The sequence below is a fragment of the Mycolicibacterium septicum DSM 44393 genome (genome assembly GCF_000455325.1).
Classification (GTDB): Bacteria; Actinomycetota; Actinomycetes; order Mycobacteriales; family Mycobacteriaceae; genus Mycobacterium; species Mycobacterium septicum.
Genome location: NZ_HG322951.1, coordinates 4,048,377 through 4,066,876, shown reverse-complemented (window position 1 = coordinate 4,066,876; position 18,500 = coordinate 4,048,377). Strand labels below are relative to the sequence as shown.

19 protein-coding genes are annotated in these 18,500 nt (G+C 68.2%); 12 read left to right on the top strand and 7 right to left on the bottom strand.

The window, feature by feature from the left end; all coding sequences use genetic code 11:
• Positions 1-11: 11 nt before the first annotated feature.
• Genes TX88_RS19230 through TX88_RS19210 form a run of 5 tightly spaced genes read left to right on the top strand, consistent with a single transcriptional unit; the run spans position 12 to position 4,064 of the window.
• The gene (locus TX88_RS19230; RefSeq protein ID WP_044519586.1) at positions 12-326 is read left to right on the top strand and encodes an urease subunit beta; all 315 of its coding nucleotides are present in this window, start codon (positions 12-14) and stop codon (positions 324-326) included.
• Positions 323-2,044, top strand: coding sequence for an urease subunit alpha (locus TX88_RS19225; RefSeq protein ID WP_044518802.1), 1,722 nt, complete (start codon positions 323-325; stop codon positions 2,042-2,044). The genes TX88_RS19230 and TX88_RS19225 overlap by 4 nt, the downstream gene beginning before the upstream one ends.
• Positions 2,045-2,680 carry an urease accessory protein UreF gene (locus TX88_RS19220; protein ID WP_044518800.1) on the top strand — a complete coding sequence of 212 codons (636 nt, stop codon included), beginning with the start codon at positions 2,045-2,047 and terminating at the stop codon, positions 2,678-2,680.
• A gap of 29 nt (positions 2,681-2,709) precedes the next feature.
• Positions 2,710-3,396, top strand: coding sequence for an urease accessory protein UreG (ureG, locus tag TX88_RS19215; protein ID WP_044518799.1), 687 nt, complete (start codon positions 2,710-2,712; stop codon positions 3,394-3,396).
• Entirely contained in the window at positions 3,396-4,064 is a 669-nt protein-coding gene (locus TX88_RS19210; RefSeq protein WP_044518798.1) for an urease accessory protein UreD, read from the top strand. Before ureG ends, TX88_RS19210 begins: the two co-directional genes overlap by 1 nt.
• On the opposite strand, the gene TX88_RS19205 is transcribed toward TX88_RS19210, so the two are convergent.
• From TX88_RS19205 to TX88_RS19195, 3 genes are all read right to left on the bottom strand, one after another.
• A complete protein-coding gene (locus TX88_RS19205; RefSeq protein WP_044518797.1) occupies positions 4,061-5,434 on the bottom strand; it encodes a type II NADH:quinone oxidoreductase Ndh in 1,374 nt (457 codons plus the stop codon). The two genes, TX88_RS19210 and TX88_RS19205, sit on opposite strands and share 4 nt — an antisense overlap.
• Before the next feature lie 98 nt (positions 5,435-5,532).
• The gene (locus tag TX88_RS19200; RefSeq protein ID WP_044518796.1) at positions 5,533-6,459 is read right to left on the bottom strand and encodes an LLM class F420-dependent oxidoreductase; all 927 of its coding nucleotides are present in this window, start codon (positions 6,457-6,459) and stop codon (positions 5,533-5,535) included.
• An 18-nt stretch (positions 6,460-6,477) separates the two neighbouring features.
• The gene (locus TX88_RS19195; RefSeq protein WP_044518795.1) at positions 6,478-7,152 is read right to left on the bottom strand and encodes an SDR family oxidoreductase; all 675 of its coding nucleotides are present in this window, start codon (positions 7,150-7,152) and stop codon (positions 6,478-6,480) included.
• Between the two features lie 178 nt (positions 7,153-7,330).
• On the opposite strand from TX88_RS19195, the gene TX88_RS19190 reads away from it, so the two are divergent.
• The 5 genes from TX88_RS19190 to TX88_RS19170 all read left to right on the top strand — a co-directional run bounded on the left by TX88_RS19190 (position 7,331) and on the right by TX88_RS19170 (position 12,045).
• On the top strand, positions 7,331-8,125 hold the full coding sequence (locus TX88_RS19190) for an ABC transporter permease (protein ID WP_044518794.1): 795 nt from the start codon (positions 7,331-7,333) through the stop codon (positions 8,123-8,125).
• Positions 8,116-9,210, top strand: a complete 1,095-nt coding sequence (locus tag TX88_RS19185; protein WP_044518793.1) for a sulfate/molybdate ABC transporter ATP-binding protein — start codon at positions 8,116-8,118, stop codon at positions 9,208-9,210. The genes TX88_RS19190 and TX88_RS19185 overlap by 10 nt, the downstream gene beginning before the upstream one ends.
• 240 nt (positions 9,211-9,450) lie before the next feature.
• Positions 9,451-10,476: an APA family fibronectin-binding glycoprotein gene (locus tag TX88_RS19180; RefSeq protein WP_044518792.1), complete on the top strand. Its 1,026-nt coding sequence runs from the start codon at positions 9,451-9,453 to the stop codon at positions 10,474-10,476.
• A 231-nt stretch (positions 10,477-10,707) separates the two neighbouring features.
• The gene (locus TX88_RS19175) at positions 10,708-11,010 is read left to right on the top strand and encodes a GlsB/YeaQ/YmgE family stress response membrane protein (RefSeq protein WP_044518790.1); all 303 of its coding nucleotides are present in this window, start codon (positions 10,708-10,710) and stop codon (positions 11,008-11,010) included.
• A 36-nt stretch (positions 11,011-11,046) separates the two neighbouring features.
• Positions 11,047-12,045, top strand: a complete 999-nt coding sequence (locus tag TX88_RS19170) for a zinc-binding alcohol dehydrogenase family protein (RefSeq protein WP_044519585.1) — start codon at positions 11,047-11,049, stop codon at positions 12,043-12,045.
• Between the two features lie 11 nt (positions 12,046-12,056).
• Here the strand turns inward: TX88_RS19170 and TX88_RS19165 are convergent, their stop codons facing one another.
• The gene (locus TX88_RS19165; protein WP_044518788.1) at positions 12,057-12,530 is read right to left on the bottom strand and encodes a hypothetical protein; all 474 of its coding nucleotides are present in this window, start codon (positions 12,528-12,530) and stop codon (positions 12,057-12,059) included.
• 118 nt (positions 12,531-12,648) lie between these two features.
• Here TX88_RS19165 and TX88_RS19160 point away from each other — a divergent pair, with 118 nt between their 5' ends.
• Positions 12,649-13,233, top strand: a complete 585-nt coding sequence (locus TX88_RS19160) for a CGNR zinc finger domain-containing protein (RefSeq protein ID WP_044518787.1) — start codon at positions 12,649-12,651, stop codon at positions 13,231-13,233.
• 46 nt (positions 13,234-13,279) lie between these two features.
• On the opposite strand, the gene TX88_RS19155 is transcribed toward TX88_RS19160, so the two are convergent.
• The 3 genes from TX88_RS19155 to TX88_RS34310 all read right to left on the bottom strand — a co-directional run bounded on the left by TX88_RS19155 (position 13,280) and on the right by TX88_RS34310 (position 16,857).
• Positions 13,280-14,044, bottom strand: a complete 765-nt coding sequence (locus TX88_RS19155; protein ID WP_044518786.1) for a CPBP family intramembrane glutamic endopeptidase — start codon at positions 14,042-14,044, stop codon at positions 13,280-13,282.
• Between the two features lie 51 nt (positions 14,045-14,095).
• Positions 14,096-16,465, bottom strand: coding sequence for a phosphoketolase family protein (locus TX88_RS19150; protein WP_044519584.1), 2,370 nt, complete (start codon positions 16,463-16,465; stop codon positions 14,096-14,098).
• A 155-nt stretch (positions 16,466-16,620) separates the two neighbouring features.
• Positions 16,621-16,857, bottom strand: a complete 237-nt coding sequence (locus TX88_RS34310) for a DUF6422 family protein (protein ID WP_162563164.1) — start codon at positions 16,855-16,857, stop codon at positions 16,621-16,623.
• A gap of 134 nt (positions 16,858-16,991) precedes the next feature.
• Here TX88_RS34310 and TX88_RS19145 point away from each other — a divergent pair, with 134 nt between their 5' ends.
• Entirely contained in the window at positions 16,992-18,479 is a 1,488-nt protein-coding gene (locus TX88_RS19145; RefSeq protein WP_044518785.1) for an acetyl-CoA acetyltransferase, read from the top strand.
• The last annotated feature ends 21 nt before the right edge of the window (positions 18,480-18,500 follow it).

Below are 18,500 nucleotides of genomic sequence, written 5' to 3'. Positions count from 1 at the left end.
ATCGTGCATCGATCGTGCCGGGTGAGATCGTGTTCGGTGAGGGTGACATTCCGCTCAATTCCGGTGCGCCACGGCTGATTCTCGACGTCGTCAACACCGGCGACCGGCCGGTGCAGGTCGGCAGTCATGTACACCTGCCACAGGCCAACGCCGCGTTGGATTTCGACCGCGCGGCCGCCCGGGGACATCGCCTCGACATCCCGGCCGGTACCGCGGTTCGCTTCGAACCAGGTGTGGCCCAGCGCGTTTCACTGGTGCCGCTCGGCGGCGCCCGTGAGGTTCACGGGATAAGTCTCGACCCGCCCGGCCGATTGGGAACCGCATGACCGAGTTGACCCGGGCCCGCTACGCGGCGCTGTTCGGCCCCACCACCGGTGACCGGATCCGGCTGGCCGACACCGATCTGTTCATCGAGATAACCGAGGACCGCAGTGGCGGTCCCGGCCTGGCCGGCGACGAGGCGGTGTTCGGCGGCGGCAAGGTACTGCGCGAGTCGATGGGGCAGTCCAGGGCGACCCGCGCCGACGGTGCGCCCGATACCGTCATCACGGGCGCGGTGATCATCGATCACTGGGGAATCATCAAGGCCGACATCGGGATCCGCGACGGCCGCATCGCCGCCATCGGCAAGGCCGGCAACCCCGACATCATGACCGGTGTGCACCCGGACCTGGTCGTCGGTCCGTCCACCGAGATCATCGCGGGCAACGGTCGGATCCTGACCGCCGGCGCGATCGACTGCCACGTGCACCTGATCTGTCCGCAGATCATGGAAGAGGCCCTGGGCGGCGGCATCACCACGATCGTGGCCGGCGGTACCGGTCCGGCCGAGGGCAGCAAGGCCACCACGGTCACCCCGGGCGCCTGGCACCTGGCCAGGATGCTGGAGTCGCTCGACTCCTGGCCGCTCAATGTCGCGCTGCTGGGCAAGGGCAATACCGTCAGCGCCGAGGCGATGTGGGAGCAGTTGCGCGGTGGCGCAGCGGGATTCAAGCTGCACGAGGACTGGGGCACCACGCCCGCTGCCATCGATGCCTGTCTGACGGTCGCCGAAGCCGCCGGGGTACAGGCCAACATCCACACCGACACCCTCAACGAGGCCGGCTTCGTAGAGGACACCCTGGCCGCGATCAAGGGCCGCGGCATCCACGCGTATCACACCGAGGGCGCTGGCGGCGGGCACGCACCCGACATCATCACCGTCGCCTCGCACCCGAATGTGCTGCCCAGCTCCACCAATCCGACCCGGCCACACACCGTCAACACCCTCGACGAGCACCTCGACATGCTCATGGTGTGCCATCATCTGAATCCGAGCGTGCCCGAGGATCTGGCATTCGCCGAGAGCCGGATCCGGCCGTCGACGATCGCCGCCGAGGATCTGCTGCACGACATCGGGGCCATCTCGATGATCGGCAGCGACTCCCAGGCGATGGGCCGGATCGGTGAGGTGGTCCTGCGGACGTGGCAGACCGCGCACGTGATGAAGCGCAGGCGTGGCGCGTTGGAAGGGGACGGTCAGGCCGACAACAACCGCGTCCGCCGGTACATCGCGAAATACACCATCTGCCCGGCCATCGCGCACGGGCTCGACGACGAGATCGGGTCGGTCGAGGTCGGCAAGCTCGCCGACCTGGTGCTGTGGGAGCCCGCATTCTTCGGCGTCCGGCCGCACGCGGTGATCAAGGGCGGCATGATCACGTGGGCGGCCATGGGCGATGCCAATGCCTCGATCCCCACCCCGCAGCCGGTGCTGCCGCGGCCGATGTTCGGTGCGGCCCCAGCCTCCGCGGCCGCCACCTCTGTGCACTTCGTCGCACCGCAGGCCATCGAGGACGGTCTGGCGGACCGCCTCGACATTCGCAGAAAGTTGGCTGCGGTCAAGAATGTCCGGCAAGTCGGCAAGGCGCAGATGCCGCTCAACGATGCGTTGCCCCGCATCGAGGTCGAGCCCGATACCTTCACCGTGCGGATCGACGGGCAGGTGTGGCAGGAACAGCCCGCGGTCGAACTTCCCATGGCCCAACGATATTTCCTGTTCTAGATGAGCAGCCTGGCAACACTTCTGACCCTGGCCGATTCGCGGTTGCCGACCGGCGGGCACGTTCACTCCGGCGGCGTCGAGGAGGCGGTCACCAGCGGTCTGCTCACCGACGTCGCCACGTTGCGCGCCTATCTGGTCCGGCGCATCCGCACCAGCGGGTTGGTCGCCGCCTCGATAGCGGTGGCGGTCCACACCGGGACCTTGGCTCCCGAGACGGCCGACGCTGAAACCGACGCCCGCACACCGGCCCCGGCGGCGCGCGAGGCCTCGCGCGTCCAGGGGCGCGGACTGATCCGGCTGGCCCGGCGGGTCTGGCCGCAGCATTCGTGGGAAGCGCTCGGAGCCCGGCCGCATCTGCCGGTGGCGGCCGGCGCCGTCGGAGCGGCCGCAGAGCTGGAGCCGGGCCAGACCGCGCTGTCGGTGGTGTACACCACCATGACCGGTTCGGCCACCGCCGCGCAGCGGTTGCTCGCATTGGACCCGGCCGACGTCGCGGCGCTGACCTTCGAGCTGTCGGGCTTGTGTGACGCGGTGGCGGCCGAGGCTGCCACCGGGCCGGCGGACCTGTCCGACCCCTTGCTCGACGTCCTGGCGCAGCGGCACACCGAACGCGACCGGCCGTTGTTCGTCTCGTAAATCTGTAGTTCGATCTCGAAAGGTCCACCATGCCACCGCATTTCCTCGACGGCGAGCCCCACACCCATGTCGACCGGCCCAAACGGGTGCGCCAGGCGGGCGAGCCGCTGCGTATCGGTGTCGGCGGCCCCGTCGGATCCGGGAAGACCGCCCTGGTGGCCGCACTGTGCCGGCAACTGCGCGATGAGTTGTCACTGGCGGTGTTGACCAACGACATCTACACCACCGAGGATGCCGACTTCCTGCGCAGGCATGCGGTGCTGCCCGACGAGCGGATCGCCGCGGTCCAGACCGGTGGATGCCCGCACACCGCGATCCGAGACGACATCACCGCCAACCTCGATGCCATCGACGACCTGATCGAGGCGAACCCCGCACTGGACCTGATTCTCGTCGAATCCGGTGGCGACAACCTCACCGCGACGTTCTCGTCGGGCCTGGTGGACGTTCAGATCTTCGTCGTCGACGTGGCCGGGGGAGACAAGGTGCCCCGCAAGGGCGGGCCGGGCGTGACGTACTCGGATCTGCTGGTGGTCAACAAGACCGATCTGGCGCCGCTGGTGGGTGCCGATCTGGATGTGATGCGCCGCGATGCGGCCAAGGTCCGCGCAAACAGGCCGACGGCGCTGATCTCACTGACCGAGGATCCGTCCTCGGGTCCGGTGCTGGCGTGGGTGCGTGAGCAGTTGAAGGTCGCGCAGGCGCCGTCGGCGTGATGCACGCGAACGTCGTCGTCGTGGCCTCGCCGGGGCGGTTGCCCCGCATCGAGGCACGCGACGGGCTGGCGGGACGCTGCACCGGGCCAGACACGGTGCACCTGATCTCCACGGCGGCCACCCCGCTCGGCGGCGACACCCTCACAGTGCGGCTGGTGGTGGAAGCCGGTGCCCGGCTGCGGATCCGCACCGCCGCCGCGACGATGGTGCTGCCCGGCGCCCGTACGTTGCAGTCGGCGGCGCAGTGGGAGCTCGAGGTGGCCGGGCAGTTGGACCTCGATCCGCAGCCGACCGTGGTGGCCGGCGGCTCGGTGCACCACACCACGACGCGGCTGCGGCTCGCCGAGCCCGCGCAGGTGCGCATCCGGGAGAGGGTCCAGATCGGCAGATCCGATGAGCAAGACGGGTTCTGGTCGTCGTCATTGCACGCGGACGTCGACTCGGTGGAGGGCTCGTGGCCGTTGTTGCGTCATCGCATCGAACTCGGTCGTGGGGCCGTGGGCGACGACGTGCTGGCCGCGCCCCGGGCCTGTATCAGCGAACTGCGTTATCCCGCACCGTCATTCGAAGCGCACGGAACCGTGCTGGAGCTGGCCCGTGGCGGCAGCCTGGCCACCTGGCAGGGTGACCGGCTGCCGCCTCAGACAGCAGAAGGCGCAGAGGCCTAGGAAGCCGCTTTCTCGGTTTCCTGCACGGAAGCCGCGATCTCCTCGAGTTCTTCGATTCTGGTGCGCGCGTAGGCCTGCTGCTCGGTGATGGTGAGCTGCCCGCGCTTGGTGCTCAGGAACGTCACACCCCACGACAGCACGGTCACCAGCCGGCTCTTGAACCCGACGATGTACACCAGGTGCAGCACCAGCCAGCACACCCAGGCGAAGAACCCGGAGAACTCGACCGGGCCCACCTTGGCCACCGCGGAGAACCGCGACACCGTGGCCATCGAGCCCTTGTCGAAGTACTCGAACGGCGACCGGATCTTCGGGCTGGTACCGGCGACCTCGCGCTTGATCAGCTTGGCCGCGTAGCGGCCGCCTTGGATCGCGCCCTGGGCCACACCCGGAACCCCGTCCACCGCGGCCATGTCACCGACGACGAACACATTGGGATGGCCGGGGATGGTCAGGTCGGGCTCCACCTTGACGCGGCCGGCCCGGTCCAGCTCCACTCCGGACTGCTCGGCCAGGTCCTTGCCCAGCGGGCTGGCCGAGACGCCGGCCGACCACACCTTGCAGGCCGATTCGATGCGGCGCAGCGTGCCGTCGGAATCCTTGACCGTCAGGCCGTTGCGGTCGACGTCGGTCACCATCGCGCCGAGCTGAACCTCGACGCCCATCTTCTCCAGCCGCTCCTGCGCGCGCTTGCCGAGCTTCGGGCCCATCGGCGGCAGCACCGCCGGTGCGGCGTCGAGCAGGATCACCCGCGCCTCGGTGGGATCGATGTGGCGGAAGCTGCCGCGCAGCGTCTGATCGGCCAATTCGGCGATCTGTCCGGCCATTTCGACACCGGTCGGTCCGGCGCCAACCACGGTGAAGGTGAGCAGCTTGGCTCGGCGCACCGGGTCACTGGAGCGCTCGGCCTGCTCGAAGGCGCCGAGGATGCGGCCACGCAGTTCCAGCGCGTCGTCGATCGACTTCATGCCGGGCGCGAACTCGGCGAAATGATCGTTGCCGAAGTAGGACTGCCCGGCGCCCGCGGCGATGATGAGGCTGTCGTACGGCGTGGAGTAGGTGTGCCCGAGCAGCACCGAATCCACCGTCTGGTTCTCCAGATCGATGTGGGTGACGTCGCCCAACAGCACCTGAGCGTTCTTCTGCTTGCGCAGGATCACTCGGGTGGCCGGCGCGATCTCGCCTTCGGAGATGATGCCGGTTGCCACCTGGTACAGCAGCGGCTGGAACAGGTGGTGTGTGGTGCGGGCGATCAGCTTGACGTCGACGTCGGCACGTTTGAGGGTCTTGGCTGCCGTCAGGCCGCCGAAACCCGATCCGATGATGACTACCTTATGCCGATCCGATGCCGTAGCTCCGGGATGGCTCATTGCTGCTCCTCGCGGATGTGTTTGCCACTCGATACAACCGATAGGTTAGTCGGCGCCATTCCCACGGGTGCGGTGAGATGGGCAACCGAACCGAATGTTTACCCGGATATCAGTGGTTTCAAGACTTCAGCCACCGCGGTGATACCACCGGGGACGTAGCCGCCCATGGTCACCGGGCTGAGGATGACGCCGTTGACGCCGGTGTCGAAGAGTTTGGTCTTGAGCTGGTCGGCGATCTGCTCGGCGCTACCGAACACCGCGCGCTGCTGGAAGTCGGGCGGGATGGCGTCGGCGGTGAATCGCTCGCCGATCAGGGCGATCACCAGCATGCTGGTCTCCAACGTGGCCGGGTCACGGTCGATCTGGTCGCACTGCTGCCGGATGACGTCGAGCTTGCGGGGCAGTTCGTCGAAGTTGGCGATGATGTTGAGATGGTCGAAGTACCGTGCCGCGAGCGGAATGGTCTTCTTCTCGCCGCTGCCGCCGATCATCAGCGGAATGTGTTCGCGGAAGCGAGGATTGGCCATCGCCTCGACTGTCCGGTAGTACTTGCCCGAGAATGTCGGGCGCTCGCCCGAGAGCATCGGCAGGATGATCTGCAGCGCCTCGCCGAGTTTGTCGAACCGCTCGGTGAAGGTGCCGAACTCGTAGCCGAGCTGATCGTGTTCGAGTTCGAACCATCCGGTGCCGATGCCGAGGATGGCGCGACCCTGACTGATCACGTCGAGTGTGGTGATGGCCTTGGCCAGCAGGGTCGGGTTCCGGTACGTATTGCCGGTGACCAGGGTGCCGAGCTGGACGTTCTGGGTCGCGGTGGCCAGCCCGCCGAGCGCGGTGTAGGCCTCCAGCATCGGTTGATCGGGCGTGCCGAGACCGGGTAGCTGATAGAAGTGGTCCATCACGAAGACCGAGTCGAAGCCGGCCGCTTCGGCTTCCTGGGCCTGGGCGACGACGGTGGGGAACAGTTCCGCGACGCCGGTGCCGTAGGAGAAGTTCGGGATCTGGAGTCCGAGTCGGATTGTCACTCCTCCGACCCTAACCCGTTATCCCAGAGTGGCGAGGGCACCGCGACTGACGTGCAACGTCTGTCCGGTGATGTGGCGGGCGGCCGGTGTGGAGAGGAACACCGCCATCCGGGCGAACTCGTCGGCGACCGACGGCGGTGTGCTGCCGAGGCCGTCGTAGCCGGGGTCGGCAGACAGGCCGGGGGCGACGACGTTGACGGTGATCCCGCGGGTGCCGAAGTAGGTGGCCTGACCGGCGGTCCAGTCGCCGAGGGCTGCCTTGACGGCGGCTTCGGCGCTGCCCTCGCGCGGGCTCGCGGGCACGACGTTGATGATCGAACCGCCCGAGCGCAGGTGGTCACCGACGATCTGCACGGTCAGCACCGCTGAGACGACGGTGGCCTCCAGCGCGTTGCGCCACGCGGTGGCCAGATCGGTCAGCGTGAAGGTGCGGGGGTCCTTGGCCTCGAACAACGGAGCCGGGACGTTGACCAGCGTGTCGAGGTGGTGGGGGAACAGCGCGCGGGCGTTCTCCAGGCTGGACGGATCGGTGTTGTCGAACACGATCGACTCGACATCGAGCTGCTTGGCGGCCAGCTCCAGGTCTTCGCGGCGCGCACCTGCGATGACCACGTTGTGGCCCGCGTCGAGGAAACCGGCCGCGATCGTGCGGCCGAGTTCGGTGTCGCCTCCGGTGACCAGCACCTCCGCCATGATGTACCTCCATGTACCAGGGGATCGCCGCGCCGGGCGGGGGCGACCAACGGACAATGTTACTGGACAGTAGCTAGGACACGAAACTCGGCGCGCCAAATACCGGCTCGCATAAGGTTGCGGGGATGATTCGACCCAGCGCTCTCACCTGCGTCGACGTGGTCGGCGGGGTCAAATCGTGACGAATCCGCCACGGCTTCCGCGCTGGATCTACATCCCCGCGGCGGCGGGCGCGATATTCGTCGTGCTGCCCCTGGTGGCGATGGTGGCAAAGGTCGACTGGCCACAGTTCGGTTCGCTGATCTCGAGCGCGTCGTCTACCGCGGCGTTGAAGCTCAGTCTGGAGACCTCGCTGGCCAGCACCGTGTTGTGCGTGCTGTTCGGGGTCCCGCTCGCGCTGGTGCTGGCCCGCACCGACGGGCCCGTCACCCGGATCGTCCGGCCGTTGATCCTGCTGCCGCTGGTGCTGCCGCCGGTGGTCGGCGGCATCGCGTTGCTGTACGCATTCGGTCGGCTCGGGCTGGTCGGCAGATATCTGGAGGGTGCGGGCATACAGATCGCCTTCACCACGGTGGCGGTCGTGCTGGCGCAGACGTTCGTGTCGCTGCCCTTCCTGGTCATCTCACTGGAAGGGGCGGCCCGCACCGCCGGAGCTGACTACGAGGTCGTGGCGGCGACGCTGGGGGCATCGCCAGCCGCGGTGTGGTGGCGGGTGACCCTGCCGCTGTTGGGCCCGGGATTGATCTCGGGAGCGGTGCTGGCCTTCGCGCGATCCCTCGGCGAGTTCGGCGCCACCCTGACCTTCGCGGGTTCCCGCCAAGGTGTCACCAGGACTCTTCCGCTGGAGATCTACCTGCAGCGCGAGAGCGACGCCGACGCGGCTGTGGCGTTGTCGGTGCTGTTGGTCGTGGTGGCCGCGGTGGTGGTCATCGGGCTCGGCAGCCGCCGGCTGCGGGCAGGGGGATGGGCTTGACGTTGCAGGTGCGCGCTGTCGTCGAAAACCGGGGTCTTGACCTGGAATTCGGCGTGGCGGCAGGGGAGGTGCTGGCGGTACTGGGCCCCAACGGCGCCGGGAAGTCGACCACGCTGCACTCGATCGCCGGGCTGGTCGGCCTGGACGCCGGGCGCATTCAGGTCGGGGACCGGGTGCTGACCGACCCGGCCGCCGGCGTGCAGGTGCCGACGCACGCCCGCAGGGTCGGCCTGATGCTGCAGGACTCCCTGCTGTTTCCGCATCTGAGCGTGCTGGCCAACGTGGCGTTCGGTGCGCGCAGTGGCCGCGGACTGGGGCACCGCGCCGCGTATGAGAACGCCCACCGGTGGTTGGCCGAGGTCGACGCCGCGGAACTGGCCGACCGGCGTCCCCGCCGGCTGTCGGGAGGTCAGGCACAGCGGGTGGCGCTGGCCCGGGCATTGGCCGCCGAGCCCGAGGTGCTGTTGCTCGATGAACCGCTCGCGGGTCTGGACGTGGCCGTGGCGGCATCCATGCGCAAGGTGCTGCGGCGCGTGCTGGCCAGTGATGGCAGGTGCACGGTGCTGATCACCCACGACCTGCTCGACGTACTCACGCTGGCCGATCGGGTGATCGTGGTGGACGGTGGTCGGATCGTCGAAAGTGGTTCTGCTGCCGAGGTGTTGGCAACACCCAAGAGCCACTTCGCGGCCCGGTTCGCCGGGGTGAACCTGATCGGCGGCACGGCGGTCACCGACGGGGTGCTGGCCACCGCATGGGGGGCGAACTGGCACGGCACGCCGGCGGCCGAGGTGCAGCCCGGGGTGCCGGTGGTGGCGGTGTTCTCTCCGGCCTCGGTGTCGGTGTATCGCGACGAGCCGCATGGCAGTCCGCGCAACACGGTCGCGGTGACGGTGGCCGAGCTCGACAGCAGGGGGCCCGGCATCCGGGTGCGCGCCGATGAGCAACCCGATGGCGGGCCCGGTCTGGCCGCCGACATCACCGCGGAGTCGGCCGCCGAGCTGCGGCTGGCCCCGGGGGACACGGTGTATTTCTCGGTGAAGGCGCAGGAGGTTGCCGTTCACCCCGCGGGGCACCACCGGTGACTGGGGCACCCGGCGTAACGCGGGCGCGCTCGGGTCCGAATCACGTGTTGAGGGTCCCGGCGCCGCATGTGTCGGGGGGTGGGTTGCCAGGTCCGGCGTGGCGCCCGACACACACGCGTGTCAGCAACTATGGATGTCGTCGTTTAGCTGGATGTATCCCATCTGTCGCAATCGCACTTTTGTGCACTCTAAGAGCAACTCACACTTGCGTCACGGCCGTAACACGGTAGTTTCTTCCCCATGGACGAGTCGGATGCGATGTCACATCGGCGCAGAGGTCTGTCGAAGAAGCTGGCGCTGGTTGCCATGACCGGCGTGACGGCCGCGGCTGTCGCGCTGCCGGCGGTGGCGTATGCGGATCCCGAGCCGGCACCCCCGGCGCCGGCTCCCGCCCCAGCCGTGCCCGGTGCGCCTGCCCCGGCCGCACCTGCGCCTGCTCCTGCTCCCGGTGCCCCGGCCCCGGCTGCGCCTGTCGATCCCAACGCGCCCGCCCCTGCTCCCGCGCCGGCTCCGGTTCCCGCCGACCCGAACGCGCCTCCTGCTCCCGCTCCCGCGCCGGCGGACCCGAACGCTCCGGCCGCTGCTCCCGCCGCTCCCGCTCCGGAGCCCGGCCGGGTGGACAACGCCGCGGGCGGGTTCAGCTACCTGGTGCCCGGTGGTTGGAAGGTGTCCGACGCGACCCAGTTGTCTTACGGGCAGGCATTGTTGACCAAGATTCCGCCCGAGGGCACGCCCGAGCCGCCGAACGACACCAGCGTGCTGCTGGGGCGCCTGGACCTGAAGCTGTTCGCAGGGGCCGAGGCGGACAACGCCAAGGCGGCTGTCCGGCTCGCCTCGGACATGGGTGAGTTCTTCATGCCGTTCCCCGGGACCCGGGTGAACCAGGAGACCGTGCCGCTCGACGCCAACGGGCTCAGCGGCGTGGCTTCGTACTACGAGGTGAAGTTCACCGATACCAACAAGCCCAACGGCCAGATCTGGGCCGGTGTGGTCGGCGCGCCGCCTGCCCCGGGAACCCCGCGCGGGCAACGCGCACCGGAACGCTGGTTCGTGGTCTGGCTGGGTTCGGCCAGCCATCCCGTGGACAAGGCTGCCGCCGCGACGCTGGCCAACTCGATCCGGCCGTGGACGCCGCCGGCTCCGCCCGCGGGCGATCCCAATGCGGCACCGCCGCCGGCCGACCCGAACGCCCCGCCTGCCCGCCCGGGTGTCGGGGTGCCGGTGCCGGTCACCAATGCTCCGCCGGAGATGCAGCCGCCGGCCTGATAGCCGTTCGTTGCTGACGCCGGCCCTGCTCAGGGCCGGCGTTCAGCATTTCTGGGGTCGGGTCATTTTCGTCTGCCCACGTGGGTGTGAGCCGTCCGCGCCGTGGGAAACCCATGGGCGAACGCTGATCGTTCCCAAACAGCCAACCGAATCGTTACGTTCGGGAGGTACACCTGGGGTGAGGCTCAGCGAGCCCGCTGGGCATGGCCAGTGACAGGCAGGAGACCTGCAATGGACGTAATGGCGGCTACCGAAATCCTGGCGCGTTCCTCCACGCTGACGAGTGTCGGCTGGATCGGCTACATCATCATCGGTGCGATCGCCGGGTGGATCGCCGGCAAGATCGTCGATGGCGGCGGCCAGGGCATTCTGATGAACATCGTCGTCGGTGTGATCGGCGCGCTCGTCGGGGGGTTCCTGCTCAGCTTCTTCCTCAACACGGCCGGCGGCGGATGGTGGTTCACCCTCTTCACCGCGATCCTCGGATCGGTGATCCTGCTCTGGATCGTCGGACTGGTGCGCAACCGCAGCTGACCGGAGCGGGTGATGGCCTCCGGAACCGCCGGGAGCATGACGGCCTGGCAGGTCGTCACCCCGGGGCCGGTGAGTTCGCATCCGCTGCAACGGGTCAGCGTGCCCACCCCGCAGCCCGGGCCTGACGAACTGCTCGTCAAGGTCCTGGCGTGCGGGGTGTGCCGTACCGATCTGCATGTGGCAGAAGGCGACCTGGCCGTACACCGGCCACGGGTGATCCCCGGACACGAGGTCGTCGGCGAGGTGGTCGCGGTCGGCGCCGACGCCGGCGGGTTCGCGCCGGGCGACCGTGTCGGCGTGGCCTGGTTGCGGCACACCTGCGGGCGGTGCACCTATTGCCTGCGCGGGCTGGAGAACCTCTGTCCGTCCTCGCGCTACACGGGCTGGGATGCCGACGGCGGCTATGCCGAATTCACCACCGTCCCGGCGGCATTCGCGCTCCGATTGCCCGCCGGTTACTCCGACGTCGAGCTGGCTCCGCTGTTGTGCGCGGGGATCATCGGCTATCGGGCGTTGTTGCGCACCGACCTACCGCCGGGCGGGCGGCTGGGACTCTATGGCTTCGGCGGCAGCGCGCACCTGACGGCTCAGGTGGCATTGGCGCAGGGGGCCCGCGTGCACGTGATGACCCGGGGCGAGCGCGCCCGCGAACTCGCCTTGGCACTGGGTGCGTCGTCCGTACAGGGCAGCGCGGACATGCCGCCTGAGCCACTGGACGCTGCGATCCTGTTCGCGCCGGTGGGGGATCTGGTGTTGCCCGCGATGGAGGCACTGGACCGGGGCGGTGTGCTGGCGATCGCGGGAATCCATCTCAGCGACATCCCCACCTTGAACTACCAACGGCATCTGTTCCAGGAACGCGAGATGCGCTCGGTCACCGCCAACACCCGCGCCGACGCCCGTGATTTCCTGGCGTTCGCCGGCGAACACCGGTTGGCGGTCAGCACTCCGGTGTACGGCCTGGACCGCGCCGATCAGGCGCTGGCCGATCTGAGCGCCGGTCGCATTGCGGGTGCGGCGGTGCTTCAGCTGTAGCCGAAACCTGGTCAGAGAGCGGCGAGGGCAGCGCCCAATCTGCCGTCCAAGTCCCCGTGCCCGAAGGCGTACATCGGCCCGAGCCCGTCATTGAGAACCCGGTTCAGGCGGGCCACGCCGCGCGCGCTCACCGGCAGCGGTGAATGCAATCGCAGGGTGATCGCGTCGATCGTTGCTTCCGCTGCGGCAATGTTCTTCCGGTGCAATGGGATTCGCGAGGACCACAACACGGTGTCGGTCGCGGCCTCGCGCACGCAGCGGCGCAGCACGCGGGCGATGGCATCCCGTTCGGAAGTCGACGTCAGCCGGGCTGCGCGGGCGGCGATGGCACTGCCGGCGGGAGTCGGTGCGCCGACGGCCAGCATGGCGTCCAGGCGACCGGACCGGATCCGCGCGGTCAGGCGGGCCCGGATCGACGGTCGGCAGGGGACAGGTGCACGGCGGACTGTGGTCGCTGGTGTCGCAGAAATTCGGTTGTCGTTCATGGCGATACCTCGTAGTTTTCCGTATGCCCAGGCCGTAGATCGTGACTATCTATGAACGTACGCTGGTCATGAATGACTAGTCAACCCAATTTAGTGGTCACGGCGGTACGCTGGGGTGATGACGACGACGTGGGCCGGTGACTCCGAGACCAAACCCGCGCCCGAACCGCTGGCCCGGATTCAGGCTCTGGTCAACACGATCGAGTTGCCTGCCGGAACCGACCGTCTGGCAGACCCCGACGATGCGGCGCCCTGGCTGGCGGTCAACGGATTGCTCGCCGCCGGTGCGCGCCCGACGGCGGCCGAACTGGACCTGATTCGCCGGGTGCGTGAAGCGTTGCGCGCGCTGCTGATCCACAACACCGGCGGCCCACCGCCGCAGGCCGAACACCTTGCCGTACTGCAGGCGCTCACTGATGCGTGTACCGCGAGGGTTGAGCTGGCCGCCGACGGGCAGGTGCGGTTGGCGGCCGCAGGTGATGGCGTGGACGAGCGTCTGCTCGAGCTGCTGCTGGTGATGCGTGACGCGCAGCGGGACGGCACCTGGGCGCGGCTCAAGGCGTGCGCGAACGACGAGTGCACGTGGGCGTTCTACGACCGGTCCCGCAACCACGGCGGCACCTGGTGCGTGATGTCCGAGTGCGGGAACAAGTTGAAGAACCGGGAGTTCCGGGCGCGTCGCCGTGCCGGAGGCGCGAATTAGGCCCCGTGCCGGAGGCGCGAGTTAGGCCCCGTGCCGGAGGCGCGAGTCAGGTCGACAGGTGCCAGACCAGGGCGGCGGCCAGTGCGCCGACCCCGTTGAGTGACCAGTGCAGGGCGATCGGGGCGATCAGGCTGCCGCTGCGCTTGCGCAGCCAGGTGAACACGAAGCCGGCGACGCCGGTGGCCACGACGGCCAGCACCACACCGGCGACCATGCCGAAGATGCCGCCGCCGAACAGTCGGGTGAAGCCGACATTCTCACTCGTCAAACCCAGCGAACTGGCGATGTGCCACAGGCCGAACAGCAGTGAGCCCCCCGCTGCGACACCGCGAAAACCCCAGGCCCGGTTCAGGGCCCCGTGCAGCACGCCGCGGAACGCCAACTCCTCGGGGATCACCGTCTGGAGCGGGATGATGACCATCGACGCCAGCAGTGCGCCCGAGATGGTGGCGTAGTTGTCGTTCATGAACATCGGCCGGGTCCACGGCAGCATCATCCCGATCGCGATCACCGAGACGACCAGGGCCACCGCCGCCAGCGCGTAACCGACCCCGGAGCGCCAGTGTTCGCGGCCCAGTCCCAGTTCGGCCCAGCCCAGGCCGCGGGCCCGCACCAGGATCAGCAGGCCGACCGCCGCCGCCGGAACGGTGGCGATGCTGGCCCAGGGGGTGGTGAAGTGCGCGATCAGGTTGGTGACCGTCAGGATGACGATGACGATCCCGATGTCGGCGTAGATCCGGAAATGGTGCAATGCCGAGAGCTGGGCCACCAGCGGATGGGGATGCGCGGCGACGGCGCTCTGCTCAGACATGACTTGCCAATCGTACCGGCGCGGCGCAATTACCCAGGTCACACTGGGTGATCACACCGCATTCCAAGTCCAGTTGGAGATCGCCGGATCGTCCTCGCCGTGTTCCCGGGTGTAGTGGCGGGCGGCCAGCCGGGCGTCGACCATCTCCTGACGCAGCCCGGCGGCGCGGGTTCCCAGCCCCTCGACGCGGTCGATCACGTCCATGACCAGATGGAAACGGTCCAGGTCGTTGAGCATCACCATGTCGAAGGGTGTCGTCGTCGTACCCCGCTCCTTGAAGCCCCTGACGTGCAGCTGATCGTGGTTGCTGTGCCGGTAGGTCAGGCGGTGGATGAGCCACGGGTAGCCGTGGTACGCGAAGATGATCGGCTTGTCGGTGGTGAAGATCGAGTCGAATTCCCGATCGGACAGCCCGTGGGGATGTTCGGACTCCGGTTGCAGCCGCATGATGTCGACCACGTTGACCACCCGGACCAACAGGTCGGGAAGCTTGCGGCGCAGGATGTCGGCGGCGGCCAGGGTCTCCAGCGTCGGGATGTCGCCGGCGCACGCCAGCACCACGTCGGGTTCACCGGTCGTGGTGCTGGCCCATTCCCAGATCCCCAGCCCGCGGGTGCAGTGCGAGACCGCCTCGTCCATCGTCAGGTACGTCAGGGCCGGTTGCTTGCCCGCCACGATGACGTTCACGTACTGACGGCTGCGCAGGCAGTGGTCGGCGACCGACAGCAAGGTGTTGGCGTCCGGCGGCAGGTAGACGCGCACGACCTCGGAGCGCTTGTTGGCGACGTGGTCGATGAAGCCGGGATCCTGGTGCGACGCGCCGTTGTGGTCCTGACGCCACACATGTGAGGTCAGCAGATAGTTCAGCGATGCGATCGGGCGGCGCCAGGTCAGGTGAGAACTGCTGAACAACCACTTGGCGTGCTGGTTGAGCATCGAATCGACGATGTGCACGAAGGCCTCGTAGCAGTTGAACAACCCGTGCCTGCCGGTCAGGAGGTAGCCCTCCAACCAGCCCTGGCACAGATGTTCGGAGAGGACCTCCATCACCCGGCCGTCGGGCGCCAGGTTCTCGTCGACGGGCAGGATCTCGGCCTGCCACGCCTTGTCGGTCTCCTCGAACACCGCGGCCAGGCGGTTCGAGGCGGTCTCGTCCGGGCCCATCAGGCGGAAGCGGTCCGGATTGGCGGCGATCACGTCCCGCAGGAACGTACCGAGCACCCTGGTCGCCTCGGCGGTCTCGGTGGCCGGGCGCTCGACGCTGACCGCGTAGTCGGTGAAGTCCGGAAGGTCGAGGTCCCGCAGCAGCAGTCCGCCGTTGGCATGCGGGTTGGCGCTCATTCGCCGGGTGCCGGCGGGTGCCAACGCGCGCAGATCGGGCCGCAGCGCGCCCGCGGCGTCGAACAGCTCCTCGGGCCGGTAGCTGCGCAGCCACGTCTCCAGCTGCGCCATGTGCGACGGGTTGGTCCGGGTCTCGGACAGCGGCACCTGGTGAGAGCGCCACGTGCCCTCGACCAGTTTCCCGTCCACCTCGTGGGGTCCGGTCCAGCCCTTGGGCGTGCGCAGGATGATCATCGGCCACAGTGGGCGGCCAGGTTCACCGTCGAGGCGGGCCGCGCGCTGGATCGCCGCGATCTGGTCGAACGCCTCGTCCATGGCCGCGGCCAGTTGCTGGTGCACGTTGTCGGGGTCGTCACCGGCGACGGTGATGGGCCGATAGCCGTAGCCGTAGAACAGCGATTCGAGTTCCTCGGCCGGAATGCGGGAAAGCACTGTGGGATTGGCGATCTTGTAGCCGTTGAGGTGCAGGATCGGCAGCACCGCGCCGTCGACGACGGGGTTGAGGAACTTGTTCGAATGCCAGCTGGCGGCCAGCGGGCCGGTCTCGGCCTCACCGTCGCCGACGACGCAGGCCACCACGAGATCGGGATTGTCGAAGGCGGCGCCGTAGGCGTGCACCAGTGCGTACCCGAGTTCGCCGCCCTCGTGGATGGAGCCGGGTGTCTCGGCGGCCACGTGGCTGGGAATTCCGCCGGGAAACGAGAACTGGCGGAACAGTTTCCGCAGGCCGTCGGTGTCCTGCCCGATTCCGCTGTAGACCTCGCTGTAGGTGCCCTCCAGGTAGGCGTTGGCCACCAGGCCCGGACCGCCGTGGCCGGGCCCGGTCACGTAGATGATGTTCGCGTCGCGTTCGCGGATGATCCGGTTGAGGTGCGCGTACAGCAGGTTCAGCCCCGGGGTGGTACCCCAGTGGCCCAGCAGTCGCGGTTTGACGTGCTCCGCGGCCAGCGGCTCATGGAGCAACGGATTGTCCAATAGATAGATCTGCCCGACGGACAGATAGTTGGCCGCCCGCCAGTAGGCGTTGAGCTGCTCGAGTTCTGTGTCGGTCAATGCCGGTGAGAGTGTCGCGTCGCTCATGTCTTCCATGGTGACGGTTCTCGGTGAATAGTGCGTGCGATCCTGGCTTCCGGCGGTACCTTCGGACTCAAAATTCCCAGGTCCATGCGGCTTTGCCAAATCGTGCGCAATTTCATTCGGCTCCGATTCTCACCGGCGGCCGTCAGGTCCTCGTGTCACAGATGTTCCGAGGGCTTGTGCCTGCACGTCTTGCGGCCGCAATACACCTTGGCCATCGAACCTTGAAAGTCGGGACAATCGCATTCAGTGCAGGGAAAGGTGATGTCGTCGTCCTGACGGATGCCCGCTGCGGCAAGTTGGTTCAGTGCGGCATCGACCGCATTGCTTACTGTTTCTCTGGCGTCACTCAAGGCGCGGCGTTGTTCGTCCGTCAGATCCTGTTGGTGCGTCATGGCAAACCCCCCTATCGGCGGCCATACGTGGCCGGATGTCGTGAATCTATCGACGATGGGGCGGGACAACGTGAGTACTCGGTTACCCGATTCCCGCGGATCCGCGTCCGGAGGCGTCGGCTAGGTTCGTGGGCATGACCCTGCCCAGGACTCTCGACCCGCGAACCCCCGTACTGGTGGGCTACGGCCAGGTCAACCAGCGCGAGGAGAAGCCGGACGTCGAGCCGGTCGATCTCATGGTGGAGGCGGCCCGGGCCGCCGCCGACCCGCGGGTTCTGGAAGCGGTCGACTCGGTACGGATCGTCAACCTGCTGTCCTGGCACTACCGCGATCCGGGTTTGCTGTTGGCCCAGCGCATCCGGGCCGACAAGGCCACGACGCGCTACACCGGGGTGGGCGGCAACGTACCGCAGACACTGGTGAACGAAGCCTGCCTGGATCTACAGGGGGGCCGGGCCGAGGTGGTGCTGATCGCCGGCGCCGAGACGTGGCGTACCCGCAGCCGCCTGCGGGCCCGCGGGGCCAAACCGGACTGGACGCGCCAGGACGAATCCGTGCCGGAGGCCCCGGGTGCGCATGACGGCGTGCCGATGGCCGGTGAGGCCGAGATCCGGATCAAGCTGGACCGCCCGGCCTACGTGTACCCGATGTTCGAGCAGGCGCTGCGGATAGCGGCCGGTGAGACCAGCGACGAACACCGCAGGCGGATCGGTGAGTTGTGGTCACGGTTCAGTGCCGTGGCGGCGGGCAATCCGCACGCCTGGAGCCGGGAAGCAGTGCCCGCCGAGCAGATCTGGCAGCCGGGGCCGGACAACCGGATGATCAGCTGGCCCTACACCAAGTTGATGAACTCCAACAACATGGTGGACCAGGGTGCGGTGCTGATCCTGACCACCGTCGAGAAGGCGACGTATCTTCAGATCCCCACCGACCGTTGGGTTTTCCCGTATGCCGGGACGGACTCGCACGACACGTACGCGATCGGGGAGCGGGCCGATTTCTACCGGTCGCCGGCGATCCGGATCGCCGGGCGCCGGGTCCTTGAGCTGGCCGGCGTGGGCGCCGACGAGGTCGACTTCGTCGACGTGTACTCCTGCTTCCCGTCGGCGGTCCAGGTTGCCGCGGCCGAAATCGGTCTGCCCCTGGCTGATCCGTCGCGTCCGTTGACCGTCACCGGCGGGCTGACGTTCGCGGGCGGCCCGTGGAACAACTACGTGTCCCACTCGATCGCCACCATGGCCGAGCGGCTCGTGGCCGATCCCGGGACCAAGGGCCTGATCACCGCCAACGGCGGGTATCTCACCAAGCACAGTTTCGGCGTGTACGGCACCGAGCCGCCGCCACACGAATTCCGTTGGCAGGACGTGCAACCCGAAGTGGATGCCGAGCCGACGCGGCTGCTGCAGGTGGAATTCACGGGCACCGGCACCGTGGAGTCCTGGACCACACCGGTCGGTCGCGACGGCACCGCGGAACGGGCGTTCCTGGCGGTGCGCACCCCGGAGGACGGACGCACGTTGGCCCGCATCGTCGACGAGTCACAAGCCGCGGCGACCATGACCGAAGACATCGCCGGGGCGAAGGTGCAGGTTCACGCCGACGGCAGCGCGACCCTGCTCTGAGCCCCGGGCCGGGTCAACAGC

Excerpts from the sequence above, each read along its gene's own strand:
- TX88_RS19225 (WP_044518802.1), top strand. The coding sequence starts at position 323 with ATGACCGAGTTGACCCGGGCCCGCTACGCGGCGCTGTTCGGCCCCACC.
- TX88_RS19220 (WP_044518800.1), top strand. The coding sequence starts at position 2,045 with ATGAGCAGCCTGGCAACACTTCTGACCCTGGCCGATTCGCGGTTGCCG.
- ureG (WP_044518799.1), top strand. The coding sequence starts at position 2,710 with ATGCCACCGCATTTCCTCGACGGCGAGCCCCACACCCATGTCGACCGG.
- TX88_RS19210 (WP_044518798.1), top strand. The coding sequence starts at position 3,396 with ATGCACGCGAACGTCGTCGTCGTGGCCTCGCCGGGGCGGTTGCCCCGC.
- TX88_RS19205 (WP_044518797.1), bottom strand. The coding sequence starts at position 5,434 with ATGAGCCATCCCGGAGCTACGGCATCGGATCGGCATAAGGTAGTCATC.
- TX88_RS19195 (WP_044518795.1), bottom strand. The coding sequence starts at position 7,152 with ATGGCGGAGGTGCTGGTCACCGGAGGCGACACCGAACTCGGCCGCACG.
- TX88_RS19185 (WP_044518793.1), top strand. The coding sequence starts at position 8,116 with ATGGGCTTGACGTTGCAGGTGCGCGCTGTCGTCGAAAACCGGGGTCTT.
- TX88_RS19180 (WP_044518792.1), top strand. The coding sequence starts at position 9,451 with ATGGACGAGTCGGATGCGATGTCACATCGGCGCAGAGGTCTGTCGAAG.
- TX88_RS19175 (WP_044518790.1), top strand. The coding sequence starts at position 10,708 with ATGGACGTAATGGCGGCTACCGAAATCCTGGCGCGTTCCTCCACGCTG.
- TX88_RS19170 (WP_044519585.1), top strand. The coding sequence starts at position 11,047 with ATGACGGCCTGGCAGGTCGTCACCCCGGGGCCGGTGAGTTCGCATCCG.
- TX88_RS19165 (WP_044518788.1), bottom strand. The coding sequence starts at position 12,530 with ATGAACGACAACCGAATTTCTGCGACACCAGCGACCACAGTCCGCCGT.
- TX88_RS19160 (WP_044518787.1), top strand. The coding sequence starts at position 12,649 with ATGACGACGACGTGGGCCGGTGACTCCGAGACCAAACCCGCGCCCGAA.
- TX88_RS19155 (WP_044518786.1), bottom strand. The coding sequence starts at position 14,044 with ATGTCTGAGCAGAGCGCCGTCGCCGCGCATCCCCATCCGCTGGTGGCC.
- TX88_RS19150 (WP_044519584.1), bottom strand. The coding sequence starts at position 16,465 with ATGAGCGACGCGACACTCTCACCGGCATTGACCGACACAGAACTCGAG.
- TX88_RS34310 (WP_162563164.1), bottom strand. The coding sequence starts at position 16,857 with ATGACGCACCAACAGGATCTGACGGACGAACAACGCCGCGCCTTGAGT.
- TX88_RS19145 (WP_044518785.1), top strand. The coding sequence starts at position 16,992 with ATGACCCTGCCCAGGACTCTCGACCCGCGAACCCCCGTACTGGTGGGC.